Annotated in this window: 14 protein-coding genes; 12 read left to right on the top strand and 2 right to left on the bottom strand. The window is 53.7% G+C overall.

Annotated elements, in window-relative coordinates; translation table 11 throughout:
• Positions 1-124 precede the first annotated feature (124 nt).
• Entirely contained in the window at positions 125-286 is a 162-nt protein-coding gene (locus NSS83_RS13270) for a YqzM family protein (RefSeq protein WP_143803803.1), read from the bottom strand.
• A 185-nt stretch (positions 287-471) separates the two neighbouring features.
• On the opposite strand from NSS83_RS13270, the gene NSS83_RS13265 reads away from it, so the two are divergent.
• From NSS83_RS13265 to NSS83_RS13235, 7 genes are all read left to right on the top strand, one after another.
• Entirely contained in the window at positions 472-912 is a 441-nt protein-coding gene (locus NSS83_RS13265) for a GNAT family N-acetyltransferase (protein WP_341348395.1), read from the top strand.
• Positions 913-1,132: 220 nt separating this feature from the next.
• On the top strand, positions 1,133-1,450 hold the full coding sequence (gene trxA, locus NSS83_RS13260; protein ID WP_036701616.1) for a thioredoxin: 318 nt from the start codon (positions 1,133-1,135) through the stop codon (positions 1,448-1,450).
• A 178-nt stretch (positions 1,451-1,628) separates the two neighbouring features.
• A complete protein-coding gene (uvrC, locus tag NSS83_RS13255; RefSeq protein ID WP_341348394.1) occupies positions 1,629-3,677 on the top strand; it encodes an excinuclease ABC subunit UvrC in 2,049 nt (682 codons plus the stop codon).
• 345 nt (positions 3,678-4,022) lie between these two features.
• Positions 4,023-8,591: a discoidin domain-containing protein gene (locus tag NSS83_RS13250; RefSeq protein ID WP_341348393.1), complete on the top strand. Its 4,569-nt coding sequence runs from the start codon at positions 4,023-4,025 to the stop codon at positions 8,589-8,591.
• Positions 8,592-8,602: 11 nt separating this feature from the next.
• Positions 8,603-10,366: an extracellular solute-binding protein gene (locus NSS83_RS13245; protein WP_341184100.1), complete on the top strand. Its 1,764-nt coding sequence runs from the start codon at positions 8,603-8,605 to the stop codon at positions 10,364-10,366.
• Positions 10,367-10,430: 64 nt separating this feature from the next.
• A complete protein-coding gene (locus tag NSS83_RS13240; RefSeq protein ID WP_341184101.1) occupies positions 10,431-11,987 on the top strand; it encodes a helix-turn-helix domain-containing protein in 1,557 nt (518 codons plus the stop codon).
• A gap of 6 nt (positions 11,988-11,993) precedes the next feature.
• Positions 11,994-13,763: a histidine kinase gene (locus tag NSS83_RS13235; protein WP_341348392.1), complete on the top strand. Its 1,770-nt coding sequence runs from the start codon at positions 11,994-11,996 to the stop codon at positions 13,761-13,763.
• Positions 13,764-13,823: 60 nt separating this feature from the next.
• Here NSS83_RS13235 and NSS83_RS13230 read toward each other — a convergent pair whose 3' ends face one another.
• A complete protein-coding gene (locus NSS83_RS13230) occupies positions 13,824-15,527 on the bottom strand; it encodes a CPBP family intramembrane glutamic endopeptidase (protein ID WP_341184103.1) in 1,704 nt (567 codons plus the stop codon).
• Positions 15,528-15,768: 241 nt separating this feature from the next.
• Here NSS83_RS13230 and NSS83_RS13225 point away from each other — a divergent pair, with 241 nt between their 5' ends.
• The 5 genes from NSS83_RS13225 to NSS83_RS13205 all read left to right on the top strand — a co-directional run bounded on the left by NSS83_RS13225 (position 15,769) and on the right by NSS83_RS13205 (position 22,771).
• Complete coding sequence (locus NSS83_RS13225; protein ID WP_341348391.1) at positions 15,769-17,139, top strand: TrkH family potassium uptake protein; 1,371 nt, start codon at positions 15,769-15,771, stop codon at positions 17,137-17,139.
• A gap of 12 nt (positions 17,140-17,151) precedes the next feature.
• Positions 17,152-17,820 carry a TrkA family potassium uptake protein gene (locus tag NSS83_RS13220; protein ID WP_341184105.1) on the top strand — a complete coding sequence of 223 codons (669 nt, stop codon included), beginning with the start codon at positions 17,152-17,154 and terminating at the stop codon, positions 17,818-17,820.
• Positions 17,821-18,065: 245 nt separating this feature from the next.
• The gene (locus NSS83_RS13215; RefSeq protein ID WP_341348390.1) at positions 18,066-20,333 is read left to right on the top strand and encodes an AraC family transcriptional regulator; all 2,268 of its coding nucleotides are present in this window, start codon (positions 18,066-18,068) and stop codon (positions 20,331-20,333) included.
• A gap of 564 nt (positions 20,334-20,897) precedes the next feature.
• Positions 20,898-21,857 carry an ABC transporter permease subunit gene (locus NSS83_RS13210; protein WP_209875949.1) on the top strand — a complete coding sequence of 320 codons (960 nt, stop codon included), beginning with the start codon at positions 20,898-20,900 and terminating at the stop codon, positions 21,855-21,857.
• Positions 21,858-21,871: 14 nt separating this feature from the next.
• Positions 21,872-22,771 (top strand): carbohydrate ABC transporter permease, encoded by a 900-nt coding sequence (locus NSS83_RS13205; protein ID WP_341184107.1) that lies wholly within the window; start codon positions 21,872-21,874, stop codon positions 22,769-22,771.
• The last annotated feature ends 36 nt before the right edge of the window (positions 22,772-22,807 follow it).

The following is a 22,807-nucleotide window of genomic DNA, read 5'->3' as shown; positions in this document are numbered from 1 at the left end:
TTTTTATTAAATTGTAAATTTATGTTATTATTAATGATCCGTGATAGAATGCAACCTGGACGCAAAAAAATCCGGCATCCTGCCCTGACGCGGGCGAAGAATACCGGACACTGCGCTTAAGCAGCTATTCGGACAAATACTTGATAATCACCATTCCGAAGAAGACCACGGTCATGAAGCCGGTCATTCCGAAGAAACCGGCCATAAGATCACCAAGATCGTTGCGGGGCTCCTCATTGATATGCTCCCGCGGGTCACGGACCTGTGCGTTGACATTGACGTCCATTCGCTTCTTCCTCCTTGCTGTTGCATGACTGCATGAAGTGGGTTACAGTTATACATGTGAGAGAAGTCATTGACAATTAATGCGCTTTCTTCAAGTATACGAAGATGCAGGGTAGATGTAAAGATAATAAGGGTGATTTAATGATACATATAAGACCTATGGAACCGCAGGAGTATGATTTTCTTATGGATATGCATTATGAGTCCATTCATATCGAACAAGGGAAGCCTCCCAGAAGTGAGCTGCTGAATTCCCCGGGGATGGTGAAGTACAACGAGAATTGGGGCAGACAAGGCGATATGGCTCTGATTGCCCTTATTGACAATATCCCTGCAGGTGCTGCCTGGTACAGGCTATTCGACGAGTCGAACCAGGGCTACGGATTTGTGGATGCGCAGACGCCGGAATTAGGTGTGGCTATACGGTCTGAATATAGGCAGCGGGGTGTAGGAATCAGACTCATGCAGGCCATCACTCAGCAGGCTGTATCCCAGGGGTACACCGCCCTTTCTCTCAGCGTTGACCCGCAGAACCAGGCGGCCGTCCGGTTATATGACAGACTCGGGTTTCAGTTTCACGGAATTTCTGGAACCTCCTGGACGATGAAGCTGGATATTACAAATTAATTTTATACAATATAATTTCTTAAAATATATAACAAATGCATTGTATTTATGTTATACTGAGGATGTGTCGGTAAATGATAATCTGGTTATCATATTACATGAAGCATTTTATCCCGCTATGATCTCGGAGTAAATTCTGCGGACTTGGCTCAGGCTATAGAAGCGGAAGTTATTTCGTACAGCTTAAGCTCACAAAACTTATCTAAGGAGGAACAATATCATGGCTATCGTAAACGTGTCTGACCAATCCTTCGTGAATGAAGTGGAAGGTCAAGGTACTGTAGTAGTAGATTTCTGGGCACCTTGGTGCGGCCCTTGCAAAATGCTTGCCCCTATTCTCGAGGAATTGTCCACCGAGCTGGGTGACGATGTGAAGATCGCTAAATTGAATGTGGATGAGAATCCTGAGACAGCTTCCCGTTTTGGAGTAATGAGTATTCCTACTCTGATCTTCTTCAAAGACGGCCAGCCTGTGGACAAAGTCGTAGGACTGAACTCCAAGGATTCCCTTAAGAATATCGTAGCTAAGCATCAATAATTGATTATAACCTGCTGTAACCGGGGCCATGCGGCCCCTCAAGACAAAGCGCCTTCGGTACTCCGAAGGCGCTTTGTCTGTCAATAGAAACGGGTGTTCTATATTAAGGCTTGAATGTATAGTACATTCTATTCTAAACTTACCTTATAACCGTGTAGTAACAGGTGGGGGAGAACTTATGGATTATATGGATAATATCCGCAACAAGCTTGCGCTGCTGCCTGATCTGCCTGGCTGCTATCTGATGAAGAATCAAGAGGGCACGATCATCTATGTCGGCAAGGCCAAAGTGCTGAAGAACCGTGTACGCTCTTATTTTACCGGCAGTCACAACGGGAAGACGCAGCGGCTGGTCGCCAATATTGTTGATTTCGAATATATCGTGACATCGAGCAATATGGAGGCACTCATTCTGGAGTGCAATCTGATCAAGAAGCATATGCCGCGTTACAATGTGCTGCTGAAGGATGATAAGACCTTTCCTTATCTGAAAATCACGAACGAAGCCCATCCGCGCCTGGAGGTTACCCGCCGGGTGCTGAAAGATAAAGCTAAATATTTCGGGCCGTATCCGAACAGCTACGCTGCCCAGCAGACCAAGAAGCTGCTCGACCGGATGTATCCGCTGCGCAAATGCGGGGTGATGCCGAAGGAGGTCTGCCTGTACTATCACATGGGCCAGTGCCTTGCGCCGTGCGAGAAGGAAGTGCCGAAGTCGGCCTATGAGGAGATTATTCAGAATATCTCTTCCTTCCTCGGGGGCGGACATGATGCGGTGAAGAAGGATCTGCAGAAGAAGATGCAGGAGGCGGCCGAGGAGCTGTATTTCGAGCGGGCCAAGGAGCTGCGCGACCAGATTCAGCACATCGACGCCGTCATGGAGAAGCAGAAGATCAATACGGCTGACACCAAGGACCGTGACGTGTTCGGTTATGCGGTGGACAAGGGCTGGATGTGTGTGCAGATCCTGTACATGCGGCAGGGGAAAATGATTCAGCGCCACTCGTCGGCTTTTCCGTTCTACGGGGAGGCGTACGGTGACTTCATGTCTTATGTCACGCAGTATTACAGCGACAATCCCGCACTGCCGCAGGAAATCCTGCTGCCGGATATGGCAAGCGCCGGAATGCTTCCGCCGGAAGGGGGAGGCGTGTCTGGCCAGGAAAGCGGTGTGCAGGCAGCCGGTGTGATGCCGAGCGGTCAAGCGCTGATGGCGGCCTTGGGCGCAGAGGATGAGTCGGAGGCCGGGGAGCAGACCGGTGAGACAGGAATAGCAGGTGAGGGTCTTGCGGGTGCTCCGGCAGCGGCTGATGAAGCTGTACAGGGGCAGACGGAGCAGGAGGCGGCAGCTGAAGGGACCGTGGATGCGGCCGGAGGCGCAGCCGCTCTGCAGGAGTGGCTGGGCATCAAGGTACTGGTGCCGCAGCGCGGGCTGAAGAAGCAGATGATCGGCATGGCCTGCCAGAACAGCCGGGTTGCGCTGAATGAGAAATTCCGCCTGATCGAGCGGGACGAAGAGCGTACCTCCGGGGCGGCCAGCAGTTTGGGGCAGAGCCTGGGGCTGGACTCGCTGAACCGGATCGAAGCGTTCGATAACTCGAATATTCAGGGGGCCAATCCGGTCTCGGCCATGGTGGTCTTCATCGACGGTAAGCCTGCCCGCAAAGAGTACCGTAAGTATAAGGTCCGCACCGTACAGGGGCCGGATGATTATGAGACGATGCGCGAGGTGATCCGGCGGCGTTATGAACGGGTGCTGAAGGAGAATCTGCCGCAGCCGGATCTGATCGTAGTCGATGGAGGCAAGGGCCAGATCTCTTCTGCGATTGATATTTTGCAGAATGAGCTGGGATTGTTCATTCCCGTCTGCGGTCTGGTCAAGGATGACAAGCACAGAACCGCCCAGCTGCTGGTCGGCGACTCTGCTGAGCCGGTCTCGCTCGCGCGGGACAGCCAGGAGTTCTACCTGCTGCAGCGTATCCAGGATGAGGTTCACCGGTTTGCCATTACGTTCCACCGGGAGCAGCGCGGCAAGTCGATGGTTACCTCGAAGCTGGATTCGATTCCGGGCATTGGGGATAAGCGCCGGAAGCTGCTGCTGAAGCATTTCGGGTCGCTTAAGAAGATCAAGGAAGCCTCTATCGAGGATTTCAAGGTGCTGTCCATCGGCGAGAAGCTGGCCGGGCAGATTCTGGAGGCGCTCAATGATGAGGAGCCATCAATATAAATAGGTTTGAACGGTAGCGGAACGGAAGCCGGCCCTGTGTGGGCCGGCTTTTTTTGGGATTCAGTCAAGGTCGGGATAAAGGGAATGTGTGTGAAAAACCGAATACATCGGGAGTTACGGGGGCGCGCGCCGAATGTACATAGGAGACCGAACACTATGAGGTGCTGCATAATTAACTTAATCTTTACTTTCTGCATAAAATCGTTGATTTGTGCAATTGCAACCGGTTTCGGTAAAGGGTACGCTTAGTATGAATCTTTGAAAGCGTTTGAATGAAAGATGCAGACTTCCAGAATCAGGGTAAGGGGGAAGCTGCAATCCAATCGTAAAGAGGAGGATGAAGGAATGGCATATTCAAAAAGAGTAAGACGCAAGAAGGGGATGAACGGGACCGCTCTTTGTCTGAGCATCATCATGCTGCTGAGTCTCGTACTCACGCTTCCGCCCGGGCGGGCTCATGCGGCGGACTCATATCTGCTCTCCAAAGAGCGGCCGGCGTATGCCTCGGGCACCGAGGGCAATAACACCCCGGATCTGGCGGTGGACGGCAATACGGGTTCCCGGTGGAGCAGCTCATGGGGAAAGGACCCGAACTGGATTTATGTTGATCTCGGGGCAAATGCGGCCATAGACCGCGTGGTGCTCCGCTGGGAAGGAGCTTACGCCAAAGCTTACAAAATCCAGGTATCCCCTGACGAATTGAACTGGAGTGATGTCTACTCCACAACTACAGGTGATGGCGGTGTAGATGAGCTCACGCTCAGTGGCACTGGCCGGTATGTACGGGTATTCGCCACTGAGCGGAACCTGACGCAATACGGCATCTCCCTCTATGAGTTCGAGGTATACGGCACTGGCGGTGTTAATCCTCCTCCGGTGGTTCTAGGGCCGAATGTGGCCTTGAACAAGCCCGTGACGGCTTCATCCTATCAGGTGGCCGATTATCTGCCTGTCGGCTCTACCCTGCCGGAGCTGGCGGTGGACGGCAACCTGAACACACGCTGGTCTTCCAATGCTACCGATAATGAATGGCTGAGCGTTGACCTTGGCAGCATACGCACGCTGGGCCGGGTGATCATCAACTGGGAGGCAGCCGCCGGCCGGATCTATGATATTCAGGTTTCGGATAACGGAAGCTCATGGACTACAGTATACCGGGAGCTTCACGGCGACGGCGGCACCCTTAATCTTCCCGTCTATGCCAGCGGCCGTTACCTGCGGATGAAGGGCATCAGCAGAGCGACCTCCTTTGGTTATTCGATTTTTGAATTCCAGGCCTATGATTATGTGGCAGGGGATCCGAAGCCGGTCTATAACATTCCGGCCTTGCCGCAGCTGACCACAGTGCCCGTAGGCCAAGGCAGCCATGCGGCGAATGACCTCTCGGTTCCTCAGCCCAAATATCCGCTGTATAAATCGGATGCACTGACTGCGCCGCTGCCTTCCAATGACTGGTGGCAGTCCATTATGATCAATCAGCTCGGCAACGGCATTATCACCCTTCCGCTCAAATCAAAGTATACTAAGCAGGGTCTAAGCATTCTGAATCCGGGCGCAGGCTATTTAAGCGCTGACGGCAAGGCACAGGAAGCTGCGGGAAGCCCGGACCTGTTCCTGATGGCCAGCAACATTAATACTTCGGGAATGTCGAACCGGATTACCGGTTACGGCGACTGGTCGGCGACTGCCGTATTAAGCGATGGCGCTGCTGAGAAGCTGAAGACAACGTTCGTCAAAGGCTCGCCTTATCTTTATTCGCAATTCAGCGATCCGTCCAGTCCTGAGGTGTATCTGCCGGCCGGGGCCCGTTTCTTCGACGGCAGCAATACTACGATTCTCGCCGCAGACGGAGCCACAGTGACTGCAGACCATATCGGCATTGCGGTCACCAATACCAATGGGGCGCCAACACCTGAAATGGTGACTAGACACTATGGGCTGTATGCTCCGGCCGGTACAACCTTCAAGCGGGTCGGCGCCAAGCTCAAAATCCAGCTCGGCGGAGGCCAGAACTACCTGAGCTTGTCCGCTCTTCCGGCACCGTCCAATCTGAATTATTTCTACCAGCACGGGTATGCCTTCGTGACAGACACGAAGGTGGCCTATACCTTCAACGAGACGACCTCGGGTGTCACGACCACCTTCAATGCAGTAACAGAGCTTAAGCGTTCAGGCTTCCCGAATACCACGCTGATGGCCCAGCTTCCCCACCAGTGGAAGGTTACCACAACACCGCTGACTGCTGTCTCCTTCCCGTCCATCCGTGGAACGATGAAGGTGACGGAAGGGAATTCGTTCGCCACCACCGATAAATTCTACGGCATTGTGCCACAGTTCACCGAGCCGGGAGATTCCACCTATTCCCGTCAGGATCTGCTTAATTATCTGGCGCTGCTCGATACGGACACCGCCACCAATCTGATGCAGGCCGATGCGTACTGGCAGGGCAAGAAGCTGCATCCGCTGGCTATGGGCGTGCTGATCGCCGATCAGATCGGCAATGAGAGCTACAAGAATCTATTCCTGTCCCGGATGAAGATGGTGCTTACAGACTGGTATACGTACACCTCGGGGGAAACCGATTATTATTTTGACTACAACTCCGACTGGGGAACATTGATTTATAAAAACAGTGAGTTCGGCGCGAACTCCGGCATCACGGACCATCATTTCACATACGGATATTATGTCTTTGCTTCCGCTGTGCTTGCCACCTATGATACCGACTTCAGGAACAAATTCAGCGGGATGGTCGATGAACTGATCCGGGATTATGCCAATCCGTCGAAGACCGATCCGAAGTATCCTTACTTCCGTAACTTCGACCTGTATGAAGGCCATTCATGGGCCGGCGGTTATGCCGACAATGACAGCGGCAATAACCAGGAAGCAGCCGGAGAATCGCTGTTCGGCTGGGTCGGCCAATATATGTGGAGCACACTGACCGGCAACACGGCTTTCAGGGATGCGTCCATTATGGGCTTCACGACGGAGCTTAGAGCAGTGCAGCAATACTGGTTCAACTATGACCAGGATAACTGGCTGCCGGGCTATACGCATAAAACAGTAGGGCAGATCTACGGAAGCTCGAATTTCTTCGGCACCTTTTTCAACGGGAATCCGGTGTATGTCTATGGCATTCACTGGCTGCCTACAGCAGAATATTTGACCAGCTACGGATTCGATACGGCCAAGGTGGCCGGATTATACAATGGCTTTGTGGCCGATAACGGCGGGCCGGAACCGGACTGGTACCATATTGTCTGGCCGATTCAGGCACTGAGCGATCCGCAGGCTGTGCTGAATAAATGGAATCCGGCACTGCCGCAGCAGAACGAATTGTTCAACACGTACTGGTTCGTGCACAATATGGAAACACTCGGATCACGCACCAAGGACATTTGGGCGGAGAATGGATACAGTGCAACGGTGTATAAAAAAGGCTCGGCCTACCGCGCGCTGGTCTGGAATCCGACGAAAGCGGCCATAACCGTTACGTTCCGCAATAGCGGAGGGGTTACAGGCTCAGCTTTGGTTCCACCCGGGAAGCTGGTGAAGGTGGATCCGACGAAGGTGACCACGGATACGCTGCTTACTCCGCCTGCCCTGACAGCCGATACCACCGGGAACGCAGCCGGTCAGCCGATTGAGCTGACGTTCACGGAGAATGCGGCCTGGAGAAATGCAGTCACTGCGGTGAAGGTGGATGGAACTGTAGCGGCAGCGGCGAATTATACCATAGCAGCCGGTAAAATCACACTGAACACCGCGCTGTTCCCCGCAGCGAAGACTTACACGGTTACAGTAACCGCAGGCGGATATACCGATACTTCGGTGCAGCAGGTGATCACTGGCGGAACTCAGCCGGCAGGGAACCTGGCTCTGAATAAGGCGGTTACCGCTTCGGAGAATCCGAAGCAGCCTGCTGCCGGCGCTGTGGACGGAAATGCGGGCACCCGCTGGGAGTCGGACTTCAGTGATCCGCAGTGGATTCAGGTGGATCTGGGCTCTGCCCAGACGGTCAGCCGTGTCCTGCTGAATTGGGAGGGAGCATACGCCAAAACCTACGCAATCGAGACATCAGCAGACGGTACGAACTGGGCAACGGTGTATTCTACAACAACCGGAGACGGGGCCATCAATGACATTAGCTTCACTCCGGTTACCGCGCGGTATGTGAAGGTGAGCGGCACAGAGCGAGGCACGCAGTACGGGTATTCTTTATGGGAACTGGAAGTGTACGGCAGCAGCGGGGCAACGTTTACTCCACCTGCCCTTGCAGCCGATACCACCGGGAACGCAGCTGGTCAGCCGATTGAGCTGACGTTCACGGAGAATGCGGCCTGGAGAAATGCAATCACTGCGGTGAAGGTGGATGGAGTGACAGTAACGGCAGCAAATTATACCGTGGCAGCCGGTAAAATCACACTGAACACTGCGCTGTTCCCCACAGCGAAGACTTACACGGTTACAGTAACCGCAGGCGGATATACCGATACTTCGGTGCAGCAAGTGATCACTGGCGGAACAACACCGTCTGTGAATCTTGCGCGGAACAAGGCGGTTACCGCTTCAGAGAATCCGAAGCAGCCCGCTGCCCTCGCTGTGGACGGAAATGCGGGTACCCGCTGGGAATCGGACTTCAGTGATCCGCAGTGGATTCAGGTGGATCTGGGCTCTGCCCAGACGGTCAGCCGTGTCCTGCTGAACTGGGAGGGGGCATACGCCAAAGCCTACACGATCGAGACGTCTGCAGACGGTACGAACTGGACAACGGCGTATTCCACAACAAGCGGGGACGGGGACGTCGACGATATTAGCTTCACTCCGGTCAGCGCGCGGTATGTGAAGGTGAACGGGACGGAGCGCGGCACACAATACGGTTATTCTTTATGGGAAATGTCAGTCTATTAATGAACAGGGCAGTGACTTTGCTGATCTTACTGGTTCTGTGCAGCCTGAGTGCCTGCTCAGACAGACACCCGGAGGCCGCTCCCCATACGGTAAGCAGCACCGTTAATGCCAGTACCACCGGCACCGGTAAAGCGGATACCGCTAACCCCAGTGATGCCGCAGACAGCAGCGGTTCCGGCAATACGCTGCCTGCGGGCCATCCTCCAGCCGCCCCCCTCTCGGAGCTGGCTGCCAAGGTGAAGCCGGTCCGGTTCACCGCCTTTGTGAACTATGACTGGTATACGGCGCCGGACTGGAAGAGCAGCCCGCACAGCCGCTGGATCACCGATCATCTGAAGGTTACACTTCTACCGGTACCCTCAGGCGGGGCTGCCGCCCAGAAGCTGAACGCGATGATTGTCTCGGATCAGCTTCCCGATGTACTGGTTATGGATCGCGGCAAAGATGTGGAACGGCTGCAAAAGGCAGGCAAGCTGGTGGCGCTGGACCCTTATCTGGAGAGCTATCCTGAATTTGCCCGAATGATCGGCGAGGATACGCTGAACATGCTGCGCAGTGAAGACGGCAGGCTGTACCAGATTCCGAACTGGTATATTAACGGCAGCGGCGGCAGCGGCAATGCGGGTTACCTGGTGGAGAAGAAGATACACCGCGCACTTGGCTCCCCCCGGCTTGAGACCTGGGACGATCTCGAAGCGTATCTGAAGCAAGTGCAGAAGAATTACCCGGATGTTGTGCCGATCGATTTCGGGGAGACTCGTGACAGCGTGGACATACAGATGATAGGTATGCTCTACAGCGGGGCGGCGGAGAACCGGACGCCCACTTTCATCGCTCCCGGTTCAGGCCAGATCTTCGGTGTGCCCGCCGGCTCACGGTTGACTTCTGTGTACCGGGACCCGGCGTTCCGGGAGACGCTGCTGCTGGCAGGACGGCTGGTCCGTCAGGGGCTGACCTCTCCGGATCTGTTGACCGGGACACGGGATCAGGTGCTGGAGAAGCTCAAGAGCGGCCGGATTGCCGTATTTGGCGCTTATGACGCTGTCGTGGAAGGGATCGGCCGGGAAGCCAATAATCAGCTCTCTGCCAAGGACCCGCTGGACGGCTATGAGCTCATCTGGCCGGTGCACCGGGAAGGCGTCGATCCAGGTAAGGTCTACCCCTCCGGGTACAATACGCTGGGCTGGAATGTCAATGTGATTACAACCTCAGCCAGCGATCCGGAAGCCACCTTCTCCTATATGAATTGGGCGACGAGTCCCGAGGGACAGCGTATTCTTTTCTTCGGGCCGGAGGGATTGTTTTATGATACAGTGAAGGATGAAATCCCCATTCCAAATGATGCCTATATTGGACGTGATTTGAAGAGGTATGATGATCTGAAGATCGGAGAATTCAACTGGTACGGCAATACCTCTTATATTGATGCTGCCAAAGCAAGACGCGAGAAGCTGCTGCCTGCCGGGGCCCGGGACTGGACCACCCTTGGACAAGCGAATATAACGTTCCGGACTTCGATGAACCTTACCGAATTCTCCAATCTCGATCCGGCGCCCGCCTCGGAAGAGGGGCTTATCCTGCAAAGGCTGAGGGATCAATATGCGCAGGTGATTCCCCGGATGATTTTTGCGGCAAGTGATGAAGAGCTTCTGGAGCTGCTGAAGGAAGCAGACAAGGAAGCGACGGACATAGGGTATGACAGGCTGCTTGCCTGGAAGACTGAAGTGTGGCGGGGCAATCTTAAGAAGATAAGGGATTATTCACCGGAACAATAAACGTTTGGAGAGAAGAGGGATACGTCATGTACCCTCTTTTCCGCATGAAGGAGCGCTGATTGCGATGTACAGAGCTGTCTTGGTGGATGATGAGAATTATGACTTGGAGGGGCTGCGCTGCCTGATTCCCTGGAGTGAGCTTGGGATTGAGGTGGCCTGCAGCGAGAGCAATCCGCTGGCCGCTCTCCAATATATCGAGAATCATGAGATTGATCTGCTGATTACGGATATCAAGATGCCGGCGGTTTCCGGTATGGAGCTGTCCCGCGTGGCGCTGGAGCTGAATCCGGGGCTCAAAATTGTGTTCATCAGCGGATACCAGGAATTTCATTATGCGAAGCAGGCGCTAGATTTGAAGGCCCATGCATACATTCTTAAGCCGGTTGATGATGAGGAGCTGATCAGTGTGCTGCGCACAGCTACCGCCGAGCTGAAGCTTGAACGGAGCAGAGTTCCAGAAGATGGCGGCATGATCGCTTCCTTCGATTTCATCAAGAATGATGTGCTGCAGCATCTGCTGGAAGGCAGTATTGACGGGGCTACGCTGGGCGCATTCCTGGCCCGGTATCCGCTGGATTTGGCCTTCACCAGTGCCTCTGCCGTGCTGATTGAAGCCGATGATGTTCTGATGCGGGTGCAGGAGCAGCCGGAGGATGTCTATGCCGGTCTGGACAGGCTGTTTCAATACATCGGGTCAGAGATTAGCATCTCTGCTGCCGGGAAATGGTGCCGGCTGAACCGTTCACAGCTCGGTTTCGCCTATACCGGGCAGCGCCGGATGCTGGAAGAGTGGCTGGAGCAGCTGGTGCTGAAGGTCCGTGAGCACACGGATTACACGATCACAGTGAGTTATGGAGCAGAGGTGTGGTCTCTCGAAGAGCTGACCGCCTCCTTTTCGCAGGCTAAGGCCTATATGAATGGCAAGATGTTCATCGGCAAGAACCGGGTGATTCCGCCGGTGATGAACAAGCCGGGCATGATCCAGGATATCAAGGAGCTGAGCGTGGTCCTGGAGGGGATGTTCGGGGCCATGGCTGCTTATAGGCTGGCAGATATTTGCGACTGTATCGACGAGTTATTTGAGATGGCTGCCCTGTTCGAGCATCCGGTGAAGGTCTATCATTTCTCTATTCATATTGTTACCCGGCTGGAGGCGTATCTGGGGACACTCAACGAAACCTACGAGAGTCTGCAGCAATTGGACGCCATTCATCATCTGGAGACCGTTGACGATATCAAACGCTGGCTCCGGCGTACCCTATTTGAGATTTCCGAGCTGCTGTTCATGAAGAAGCGGCACAAGAACCGCCGGCTGATGGAGAGCATTGAAGCCTATATCCGGGAGAGGCTGACGGAGAATCTTACCCTGCGGGTGGTGGCGGGCCATTTCGCTTATTCGCCGAATCATCTTGGAGTGCTGTTCAAAGAGCATACCGGGGAGAGCTTCAATGAGTATCTTGTGCGGCTGCGGATGGAGAAGGCGATTCTTCTGCTTGATCAGCCCCAATACAAAATCTATGAGGTGGCTGATAGGGTTGGCTACAAGAATATCGCTTATTTCAGCAGGCAGTTTCGGGAATATTTCCATATGACCGCAGCCGATTACAGAAAGCAGAGCTGATCCGCCATGCAGATGAAGCGTGCGAAATCATTATACATGCCTTTAAGCTACAAGCTGCTTATTTCTTATCTGGTGCTGGTGCTGGCACCGATTATTGCCCTTGGAAGCTATGCTTACCTGTCATCTGTGCGCTCCACGGAGGAGCATGCAAGAAGCAATCTGGAGGTGGCCGTCAAGCAAATAGCCAGTAATGTGGATTTCCGGCTGAAGGATATGGTCCGCAGCACCGATGAGCTGTACGCGGACCAGACCCTGGCGCGTTATCTGGCAGGCTATCATTCCGGCTGGGAGAAATACAGCATTATGTCGCAGTATATTCTGCCCAGCCTGAAGAATGCTGCCAATCTGCCGGACCCGGAGGTCGGGCTGGCCGTGTATGTAAGCAATCCTGATGTCGGTGAATTCTATTACAACGATCATGCAGCAGGTGATGTCCGGAAGTATTCTTTATTTCACATGGACCGCATTGAGGAGGAGGACTGGTACAGAAGGCTCAATCTGCATTACAGCTCAAGGGAGTGGCGGCAGGTGGGGAATGACAATGTGAATGGCAGCATCTCTTACCTGCGGCCCTTGATCAACTACGATACCCTGGAACTGAACGGTCTGATCCAAATGACAGCGAATATGAAGTACATCTTCTCGGATGCCGTCTCGGGGCAACTGGGCGAGGACAGCATCCTGTTCGTTGTGGATGAGGGCAACCGCCTGCTTTTCACCAGCTCCCGGAACGGGCTTATTCCTGATCTGCTGTCTTCAGCCGCTTCCGGTTATATGAAGCAGCCCAAATCTTATATGCAGATTAAACAGCCGGTTACGAATATGCCGGCCAGTATAGTAGCCTGGATTCCCTATGCTTCCCTGCAAAAGAATTCGCAGCAGGTCCGTAATGTGACCATCGGCATCTGTCTGGTCACTCTGGTACTGCTTGTTCTGATCAGTCTGGCGATGTCCCAGTATTTCTCGCGGAGCTTCCAGAAGCTGGTCGCTTCCCTGAAGTCTTTTCAGGAAGGGGACTTCCACAAACGGATGCCGGTTAAGGGCAATGATGAGTTTGCGGAGATCGGCAGTGCTTTTAATGATATGGCTTCCACGATTCAGCGGTTAATTGATGAGGTCTATGTCGTCAGTCTGGAGAAAAAGGAGACGGAGCTGCAGGTGCTGCATTCCCAGATGAACCCGCATTTTCTGTATAACACCTTCTCTTCCATCAGCCGGATGGCCAAGCTGGGGGAGATTGATAAGCTGCATGAGGTCATCCGTTCGCTAGCCCGGTTCTACCGGCTGACGCTGCACCGGGGTGAGATGATTATTCCCGTGGAACAGGAGCTGCAGATTGCAAAGTCGTATCTCGATATTCAGCGGATCAAGAATGCAGACCGTATCCATGTAGTCTATGTTATTGCGCCAGAGGTGCTAGAGAGTGCGAGCGTGAAATTTATTCTGCAGCCGTTTGTAGAGAATGCTTTAGAACATGCTTGGTATGACGATGAAATTACACTGATGATCCGTGCTTATCTGGAAGAGGGGGATGTAGTCTTTGAAGTGGAGGATAACGGGCTCGGGATGAAGGAGGAGCTGATCGGGCAGATCCTTGAGCCTGCGGGTCAGGGCATCGGCTACGGCATCCGCAACGTGGATCAGCGGATCAAGCTGCAGTACGGCAGACCGTATGGTGTGTCAATTCACAGCTCGCTTGGCGAAGGAACGCTGATCCGGCTCCGCTTTCCTTATCGTCTGTATCATTCTGTGCCGGAAGAGGCACAGCAATTATAGCTCTTTACAGCAGCAGCGGCTGCGCTATCCCGGATCAGGAGACGCAGCCGCTGCATGTTTTTATTGAATACGGACCGGCTCCGCCGGATCAGGCTTACGTGGAGGGTTGAAGCGGTAGACCAGGTAACCTACGATGAACGGCAGAACGATCGTGACGATACCAGCTCCGATATTCACCGTATCCTTCATGAAGATCAGCGTCGCCCCCATCAGGATGCTGTCAAATACCACATGGCTGAACATCACCGCGATGAAACCGTACCGGATGAAAATATAGCTGAACAGCAGACCGATCACCGTCAGCTCAATCGGCCGTGAGATGACCGGATAGATCGGGTAGAGCGTATGTCCGAGCGCCCAGATCAGGGTCGTGATCAGCGAAGCAATGAGCGTATTCTTAACCAGCTTCTTCAGCATGCGGATACCAAACAGCCGGTAGACCGCCTCTTCCGAGAGGCCGGCCAGCCAGGCTACAATCGGCAGCAGCCAGGCATATTTCATATTGTAAGGCGACTGGCTGGCGTCAGTGGTGGACCAGTTATCCAGCGTATAGGACAGAATAATGAACATGACGGTCTGTACGCCGAGCAGAATGAAGGCCCAGATATAACCTGCCTGGATACTCTTCAGTACATAGTGGCCGTAGCCGGGCTCGGAGGCCCGGGGCCAAGGATTCAGCTTCTCCTCGGAACGCCACAAGCCGTCCCCTCCGACCAGAGAGAAATAGAGCAGGAGCGACATCAGCAGACTGTACAGTACGTAGATGACGAACATGACTACGGCTGTAACTCTTGCCTCAGCGCTGCCGCTGCCGGATTCAGACACCACATTGTAGCTGCTGACCATCATGATCAGGAAATGGACGGAGCTCAGGAAGATTCCGCGCTTCCAGGAAGTATGCTTCCTGCGCAGAATGCCGTAGATCAGTGCCAGGAGGCCCAGCAGCAGGGTCGGCAGACCGTATCCGAACAAAGTTAGCTTCTTGGCCAGCGAAGTTTGACCATCCACGTAGGCATCATGCCAGGCAGGGGCCGAGAATCCGGCGCGGAAGTACGAGACCTCGCCGTTCAGATAATTGAATTGGTATCTAAGCGGTAATTCACCTATGGTGACGGAGCTGTCGGAATAGACAAGCCCGTAGCCATCAAGGTTAGCCTCAATCTTCAGCTTGGCGGGATTGGCCCCCCAGAGCTTCAGCCAGGGAAGTGCGAGCCTCTCTTTTGCCTCCAGGCTCAGATCCGGTAGGCTGCTTGCAGGATTGGCAGTACCGGTACGTTTGGTTGCTGCTGCGGGCCGCTCGCCGTAATTCAGTCCGGCCGCTGCATCGGCATCGGCACCAACGGCAAAAGCCACGGGCTCGCCGTTATACATATTGAGGTCGACTGCCAGCCGGGCTGCAGCCTCTCCGGACGTATAGAGCACCGCATGGTACACATCGAATGGATAGCGTTGATCCAGCTTATTCTTGGAATAGTCCGGGAGCAGCTTCTCACGGGACATATAGCCGTAGAAGGAAGAGTCCGTCTTGTACAGGATCACCCATTCATCTCCGGCTGCGGCTTCGTAGCCGAGCTGCCCGGCGGCAAACGCGGCGGCTTTCTCCCGGATTTCACTTTTGCTGAGAATGGTTGTATCCCCATCTGAACTGGAGATGAGCTGGGGAGCGATCTGGAACATGACAAATAGAATGAGTCCGAGAATTCCGGCAAGGATAAGTTTGATAGTAAGGGGCCGCTGGTGCAGGGGCTGGCCGACGGGATTCATGGAACGCCTCCTTGAAATATAATACTCTTATCCATCCATTATAGTATTACTTACCAGGCAGGTACAAAGAAATGCCTTATTATCCTTTTACGTGGAAAAGTCCAGGCTTATGCTTAAAGGCATGTTATTTTATCTGCTTGTCAAAATGAGTCTTTGTGAAGTTAGGCAATAACGTATATAATTTTGTATGCTTATCTGATACTGACTGATTCGTAACTTCTAAATAAGGAACCCTGAAAGGATGAGAAGTTTGGCGTCACCGTCTTCCAAGATCACCGGCTTCCGATTCCTGAAGCTGGCTCCTCCGCAAATCCTGGTGCTGAGCTTCGCTGCGGTCATCCTCATCGGCACATTGCTGCTTATGCTTCCGGTATCCAGTGTACCCGGTCAGCCGCTCCGCTTCATGGATGCGCTGTTCACGGCCACCTCCGCCGCCTGTGTGACCGGTCTGGCTGTAGTGGATACCGGGACCCATCTTACCGGCTTCGGACAAGCGGTCATTCTGGTGCTGATCCAGATTGGCGGGCTCGGGTTCATGACCATGGCCACGCTGTTTGCCCTGGTGCTCAGGCGCAGAATCTCCCTGCGTGACCGGCTGATTCTTCAGGAAGCCATGAATCAGAGCTCGATGGAAGGGATTGTGCGGCTGATCCGCAAGGTGCTGCTCTATTCTCTGGTCATTGAAGCTGCGGGAGCGCTTCTCCTGTCTATCCGCTGGGCGGTAGATATGCCGTTAGGCCGCGCAGTCTACTACGGGGTATTCCATGCGGTGTCGATGTTTAATAACGCCGGATTCGATCTGTTCGGCGGGCATGATCACAGCTTAATCAGCTATGTCGGAGACCCTGTCATTAACCTGGTTGTTATGTTCCTGATCATCTCCGGGGGGATCGGCTTCATCGTCATCTCCGATCTGGCCGACTTCCGCCGCACCCGGCGGCTGTCGCTGCACAGCAAGGTGGTGCTGTCGATGACGGCCGGACTGATTGTGACCGGAATGGTGGTCATCTTCATCTTCGAGTTCACCAATTCGCGGACCCTGGGACCGCTGAACCTCGGGAGCAAGCTGTGGGCCTCCCTGTTCCAATCCGTGGCACCGCGTACGGCAGGAGCCAACACCCTGGATATCACGGGCCTGCGTCAGGCCACGCAGTTCTTCATCGTGATTCTGATGTTCATCGGGGCATCCCCGGGCTCTACCGGCGGCGGCATCAAGACCACGACCTTCACGCTGATGATCGGTGCAGTTATCTCCATGCTGCGCGGCCGCGAAGACATCGTGCTCTTCCGTTACCGGCTGGCTCAGGAGCGCGTGTTCAAGGCACTGACGATTACGCTGCTGGCGCTGCTGCTGATCGTGACGGTCTCAATGATGCTCTCGACTACAGAGGGGCTGCCGTATCTGATGATTCTGTTCGAGACGATCTCGGCGTTTGCCAATGTCGGACTAAGTCTGGGTTTGACCCCGGAGCTGACGCAGGTCGGCAAGATCCTGATCTGCCTGACCATGTTCGCCGGAAGGCTAGGACTGCTTACGCTGGCGTATGCGCTTGGTCCGAGACAGGGCAAACCATTATATAAATATCCGGAAGGCAAAATGATAATTGGATAGGGGAATCAAGTCATGAAACCACAGCAGTTTGTTGTAATCGGCCTGGGCCGCTTCGGCTCAAGTCTGGCGCTGGAGCTGATGTCCATGGGCTACGAGGTGCTTGGCATTGACCACCAGGAGGAGCGGGTGGAGGAAATGAGCGGCCGGCTGACGCATGCGGTCATGGCGGATGCTACGGATGAAGGGATTATGCGCTCACTCGGGGTGCGTAATTTCGACTGCGGCATTGTGGCGATCGGGGATAATATGGAGCGGAGTATTCTGGCTGCGATTCTGCTGAAGGAGCTGGGCGTCAAGCAGGTGGTCGGCAAAGCGATCTCCATTCTGCACGGCCGCGCGCTGTCGAAGCTGGGGGTGGACCGGGTGATTTTCCCGGAGCGTGATATGGGTATCCGCGTGGCTCACCAGCTGGTGACGCCGAATCTGCTTGATTATATCGAGATTTCCAAGGATTACAAGGTCGTTGAGCTGACGGTGCCCGCCTGCATGAACGGTAAAAGCCTCTCCGAGCTGAATACCCGCGCCAAATACGGCTGCAGCATCATTGCCCTGAACCGCGAGGATGGCATCATCGTAGCCCCGACCGCACATGATTATGTGCATCAGGGGGATATCATGGTGGTGATCGGCTCCAACGACAGCATCGAGGAGTTCGAGGATGAAGCGGTGAATGCGGAGTAAGCATTTCCTGCCAGCCAGCCTATCCCGATAAAAGAAAGCTATAAACGCCCGGATAGCTATGCATCCAGGCGTTTTTGCTGTTTCTGCGTAAGCCTGCATCCGCATATCAGAGCAATGGACACCAGCCTGTGACATGCTGTGCGGAGACTGAAAAATTTTCCTATACACATATGTAAAATGTATCCTGAAATGATAAAATAAAAATATTGAAAGCGGTAACATTGAAATCCTTAGGGGGATATGTGATGAAAAAAACACCGATGATCCTGCAGCTGGCGTTGATTCTATTCTGCATTATGGCTATTCCTACAGCAGTCCTGACCTGGTACAGCGGGTCACAGATTATACAGAATTCTGAAGCAGCTATCGGGGAATCTACGCTGGCCGGGCTTAATGCCAACCGCAGGCTGAATGAGAACGCGCTGGCCAATCTGGCCCAGGATACGTCACGTCTGGCGGCGACGAATATTTTTGACCGCATCCGCAGCTTCGAGACCTACGATGAGATTAACGCCAACTATAATAATGTAAGTCTGGCGCTGTCCGTGACTAAGGAGCTGCTGAACCTGAACCGCCGGGTGGATGGTGTGTATTCTTCATTCTTTGTCCTGGAGGATTCGGATTATGTCTTCTCTACCGACAGCAGCATCACGACGCTTGCCCGCTATGAGCCTATCGGATGGATTACAGAAGCGCTTAAGGGACGCAGGGGGATCAGCGGGGTATGGGTGCCCCGTAAGCTTGCGTCGGGCGAGAACGTGGTGTCTTATGTGTACCCGCTCAACCGCTTGTCTACTACCACCCGGGGAGTAATCGTCGTCAATATGAAGGAGAGCCAGATCGGCAAATATCTGCATGCTACCGAGGTGGGTGACAGCAACTACCTCCTGCTGGACGCTGCGGGTACGGTGATTTCCTTCAATGACCAGTCCATGCTGCTCTCCGACAGCCGTAAGCTGCCGTTCTTACAGGAGATTCTGAATCAGGAAGCCAGTGAAGGCTACACCTTCCGTAAGCTGGAGGGTAAACGGACGGTGTATGCCTGGAGCCGTTCCTCCTTGTCCGGGTGGTGGAATGTAAGCTGGAGCTCCATGGATGAGCTGATGACCAAATCGAGAGAGATGCAGGGAAATATCATTCTGCTGACGGGGGCGATCATTGTACTCGGAACGCTGCTGGCCATCTTCCTTGCCACCTGGCTGTCCAGGCCCCTGAGGCAGCTGGTGCAGACGATACGCTCGAAGATTGATGTGGGCGTAGTGAACAAGAATGAGCTGGCCTTCCTGGATCTGGCCTTCAAACGGATGCAGGAGGAGGAAGAAAGCCTGTTCCAGCTGTTGCAGGAGCGTGAACAGGATACCCGCAGTCTGGCCGTACACCGTCTGCTGCGCGGTGAGATTCCGCCGCGGATCACGGAGGTTTTTCCGCATGCCTGCTACAGAGTGGTGGTGGTCTCCATCGACCAATATAGAAGATACGTTGGACATACCAATGTCGAGACGCGCAGCTATCACCGGTATTTGCTGAGTGCCAAATATGAGAGTGTTTTCCCAGAAGCGCTGGTAGCTCGTTGTGTCTACCATAATGAGGGCTGTACAGTGATTGTACTGAACTTTGCCCCGGAGGAGGGGGAGGCGGACGGGGGTCTGATCCAGCAGGCACTGGAGGAGATCCGTGACCAGTCGCTTGAGCTGCTGGAGCATTCGGTCACGATTGGGGTAAGTGAGCGGACGGATGCTCCGGAGAGGGTGGCGCTGCGGCTGTTCGAAGCGATGGAGGTGATCAAGCGCCGGATGATCAAGGGGGCCGGAAGCATCATGTACTGGCATGACGGGGAGGATAACAGCCGCAAGTATGTTGACTCTGAGAGCAGCGAGCGGCGAATCCTGAATTTCCTGGATGCCGGCGACCTGGCGGGTATCTTCAAGGAGCTGCAGAGCATCCGCAGCCAGATCTCCGCAGAGGACAATATCTCCTACGATAATATTATGTTCATCTATCATCAGCTGATGGGCGCGACGATCAAGCATCTGCGCGAGAATCACCTCGGGACCGGACGGATGATTATGGGCCGGGGTAACGTGTATTCGATTCTCGCCGCCATGGATACGCTGGATGAGCTGGAGGAGTACCTGTATGATTTCTACTGCGAGATTGTTCAGAGCCTGGACCGCAGCGCCCATGAGACCAATTATGCGCAGCGGATCACGGAGTACCTGAAGCAGCACTACCGGGAAGAGATCGTCTTCGAGGATATGGCCAAGCAGATAGGCATCAGCTACTCCTATATGCGCAAGCTTGTATATGAGCAGACCGGCAGCAGCATGATTGACTTCGTCAACCAGCTAAGGATTGAGCAGGCCAAGGAGCTGCTGCTGGATTCGGGGCTGACGATCAAGCAGATTGCCGCTGAGGTCGGTTATGCCAATGTGCAGAGCTTCAACCGCTTTTTCCGCAAGTATGAAGGCATGCCGCCAAGCGGCTACAAGTCAGCGAAGAGCAAGAGTTCTTAGAAGTTCATAGATGGTCATAAAATCCTGTAAAATAAAAGCCCTTAGGAGCCCATTAAAGCCCTCCCCGGCGGAACGGTAGCTCCTTTCAGGGACCATATTGTTTCGGCTTGTCTGCGGAAAGTGGGTAGGCGGCGGGAAAGAAAGGGAAAAATCCCTCTGATGGAGCCGAAAATGGGCGGGATAGGGAAATGAAAGGGATAAATCCCTCTGATGGAGCTGAAAGTGAGTAGATGAAGAGCACAAGTGCACCTGAATCCCGAGAAAGTTGGCTAAACGAGCGAATGAAGAGCACAACCCCCCTCCCTCACCATCCAATTTTTATCCACCTTGTACCTGACACCATAAATGAAAGCGCTTTATTATTTTTGGGAATGCCTATCAGTTTTGATAATGCACTTTCGTCTGAAGCTTGGTGTGCCGGGCAACAATCATTTGTGAATCAATTGTGATAGGTGATCATCAATACTCATGATATTCAAGCCCCGGCAAAGGCGATAGCATAGAAGTCAGGCCGGAGACCATGAGCCGGCAGCCGGTAAGAAGAATTCAAGGCAGGAGGTGAATATGTTGAAAGCTGCAAGCGCTTCACAAACGAATCACAGTCCTTTATTAAGAAGGAAACAGGGGTTCAGCTATTATTTACAGCGGGATTGGCAGCTCTATCTGCTGGTGATGCTTCCGCTGGCCTTTGTCATCGTATTCAAATATTTGCCAATGACCGGACTTGTAATCGCCTTCAAAGACTATAAGATTGCCAGAGGCTTCTGGGGCAGTGAATGGGCGGGATTACAGGTTTTCCAGGACCTGTTTGCCAAGCCTGATTTCATCCGGGCCGTCCGCAACACCCTGCTGCTGAACGTGCTTGACCTCTGCTTCAGCTTCACGATGCCGATTGTGCTGGCTCTGCTGCTGAACGAGATCAAGAGCGTACGGTTCAAAAGAATCAATCAGACGGTGCTGTATTTGCCCCACTTCCTGTCCTGGGTCATTATCGGAGCCATCGCCTATCAGCTCCTCAGCGAGGGGGGCGGTGTTGTCAATAACCTCATAGAACTGATGGGAGGCACCCGGATTCCATTCCTGCAGCAGGATACGAATTGGCTGATCAGCTATCTCGTGATCGGGGTCTGGCAGAGCATGGGCTGGGGTACGATTATCTATCTGGCGGCGATGAGCGGGATCAACCCCGAGATGTACGAAGCGGCTACGGTAGACGGGGCAGGCCGCTGGAGAAAGGTCTGGAATATCACCCTTCCATCGATCCGGGCAACGATTGTGACGCTCTTGATTATGGCGCTGGGCAAAGTAATGGACGGCTCCTTCGAGCGGATCTATGCGCTGCAAAATAAAGCGACCACCGAGTTCACCACCACCATACCGGTCCTCGTATACCGCTGGGGGATCGAGAGCGGCAATTTCAGCAGGGCGACCGCCATCGGATTATTCCAGTCCGTCATCGGAATTATTTTGGTCATTTCCGCGGACCGCGTAGCCAAGAAGCTTGGCGAGGATGGGATTTTGTAGAAAGGAGAGGAACCATGAAAGCCATAGCCGGAGGCACTGCCGCACCCCACAAAGCACGCATAGATATCTGGGAAACACTGATCCGCCTCGTTATCGTCATCATTTCATTAATCTGCCTGCTGCCGTTTATTCATGTCGTATCGAAATCCCTTAGTTCTGACTCCTTCGTCATTGCCAACAAAGTCTTTCTGTGGCCGCAGGGCTTCACCATTGAAGCGTATAACAAAATCTTCGCGGATGCCAGCATCCTCCGTTCCCTGTACATCTCGGTCATCGTGACGGTGCTGTTCACCATTCTGGGCATGATCCTGACCATCTGCGCCGCCTATCCGCTGTCCAGAACCCAGTTCAAGGGCCGCAGAGTGATCACCTTCATTTTCCTGTTCACCATGTACTTCAGCGGGGGCATTATCCCCGACTATATGAACATCAACAATCTGGGACTGATGGATACGATCTGGTCACTGGTGCTGCCGCTCTCCTTCAGTGCCTTCAATCTGCTGATTATGAAGACTTCTCTAACGCACGGGATTCCCGTAAGTCTGGAAGAGTCAGCACGGATCGACGGCGCGGGGCATTTCCGGATTCTGTTCAGCATTGTGCTGCCTTTATCCAAGCCGATTATGGCGACACTTGCCCTTTTCTATGCGGTGGGCCGCTGGAATGCTTATCAGGACGCATTGTTCTATATCAAGCATGAGACCTCCCTCCGGCCGCTTCAGCTCAAGCTGTATTATCTGGTCATTCAGGCGAGTGAAAGCTTCCAGCTGGAAGCCAGCCAGGTGCAGCTCAGCAATCCCGAAGTACTGAAGGCGTCAGTCGTTGTATTCGCTACCTTGCCTATCCTCTGTGTGTATCCGTTCGTCCAAAAGTACTTCGTTCAAGGTGTTATGCTCGGAGCCGTTAAGGAGTAATCCTGCGTCCCTGGTATATATTCATTCTTTGGAATT

Origin of the sequence: Paenibacillus sp. FSL H3-0469 (genome assembly GCF_038051945.1) — a bacterium.
In the GTDB taxonomy this organism is placed as follows: Bacteria; Bacillota; Bacilli; order Paenibacillales; family Paenibacillaceae; genus Paenibacillus_AQ.
Note: the sequence above shows the minus strand (reverse complement) of the source record. Positions and strands in the feature narration are given on the sequence as shown.

Coding starts and splice junctions, on each gene's coding strand:
- NSS83_RS13270 (WP_143803803.1), bottom strand. CDS start 286: ATGGACGTCAATGTCAACGCACAGGTCCGTGACCCGCGGGAGCATATC.
- NSS83_RS13265 (WP_341348395.1), top strand. CDS start 472: ATGGATATGCATTATGAGTCCATTCATATCGAACAAGGGAAGCCTCCC.
- trxA (WP_036701616.1), top strand. CDS start 1,133: ATGGCTATCGTAAACGTGTCTGACCAATCCTTCGTGAATGAAGTGGAA.
- uvrC (WP_341348394.1), top strand. CDS start 1,629: ATGGATTATATGGATAATATCCGCAACAAGCTTGCGCTGCTGCCTGAT.
- NSS83_RS13250 (WP_341348393.1), top strand. CDS start 4,023: ATGGCATATTCAAAAAGAGTAAGACGCAAGAAGGGGATGAACGGGACC.
- NSS83_RS13240 (WP_341184101.1), top strand. CDS start 10,431: ATGTACAGAGCTGTCTTGGTGGATGATGAGAATTATGACTTGGAGGGG.
- NSS83_RS13235 (WP_341348392.1), top strand. CDS start 11,994: ATGCAGATGAAGCGTGCGAAATCATTATACATGCCTTTAAGCTACAAG.
- NSS83_RS13230 (WP_341184103.1), bottom strand. CDS start 15,527: ATGAATCCCGTCGGCCAGCCCCTGCACCAGCGGCCCCTTACTATCAAA.
- NSS83_RS13225 (WP_341348391.1), top strand. CDS start 15,769: ATGAGAAGTTTGGCGTCACCGTCTTCCAAGATCACCGGCTTCCGATTC.
- NSS83_RS13220 (WP_341184105.1), top strand. CDS start 17,152: ATGAAACCACAGCAGTTTGTTGTAATCGGCCTGGGCCGCTTCGGCTCA.
- NSS83_RS13215 (WP_341348390.1), top strand. CDS start 18,066: ATGAAAAAAACACCGATGATCCTGCAGCTGGCGTTGATTCTATTCTGC.
- NSS83_RS13210 (WP_209875949.1), top strand. CDS start 20,898: ATGTTGAAAGCTGCAAGCGCTTCACAAACGAATCACAGTCCTTTATTA.
- NSS83_RS13205 (WP_341184107.1), top strand. CDS start 21,872: ATGAAAGCCATAGCCGGAGGCACTGCCGCACCCCACAAAGCACGCATA.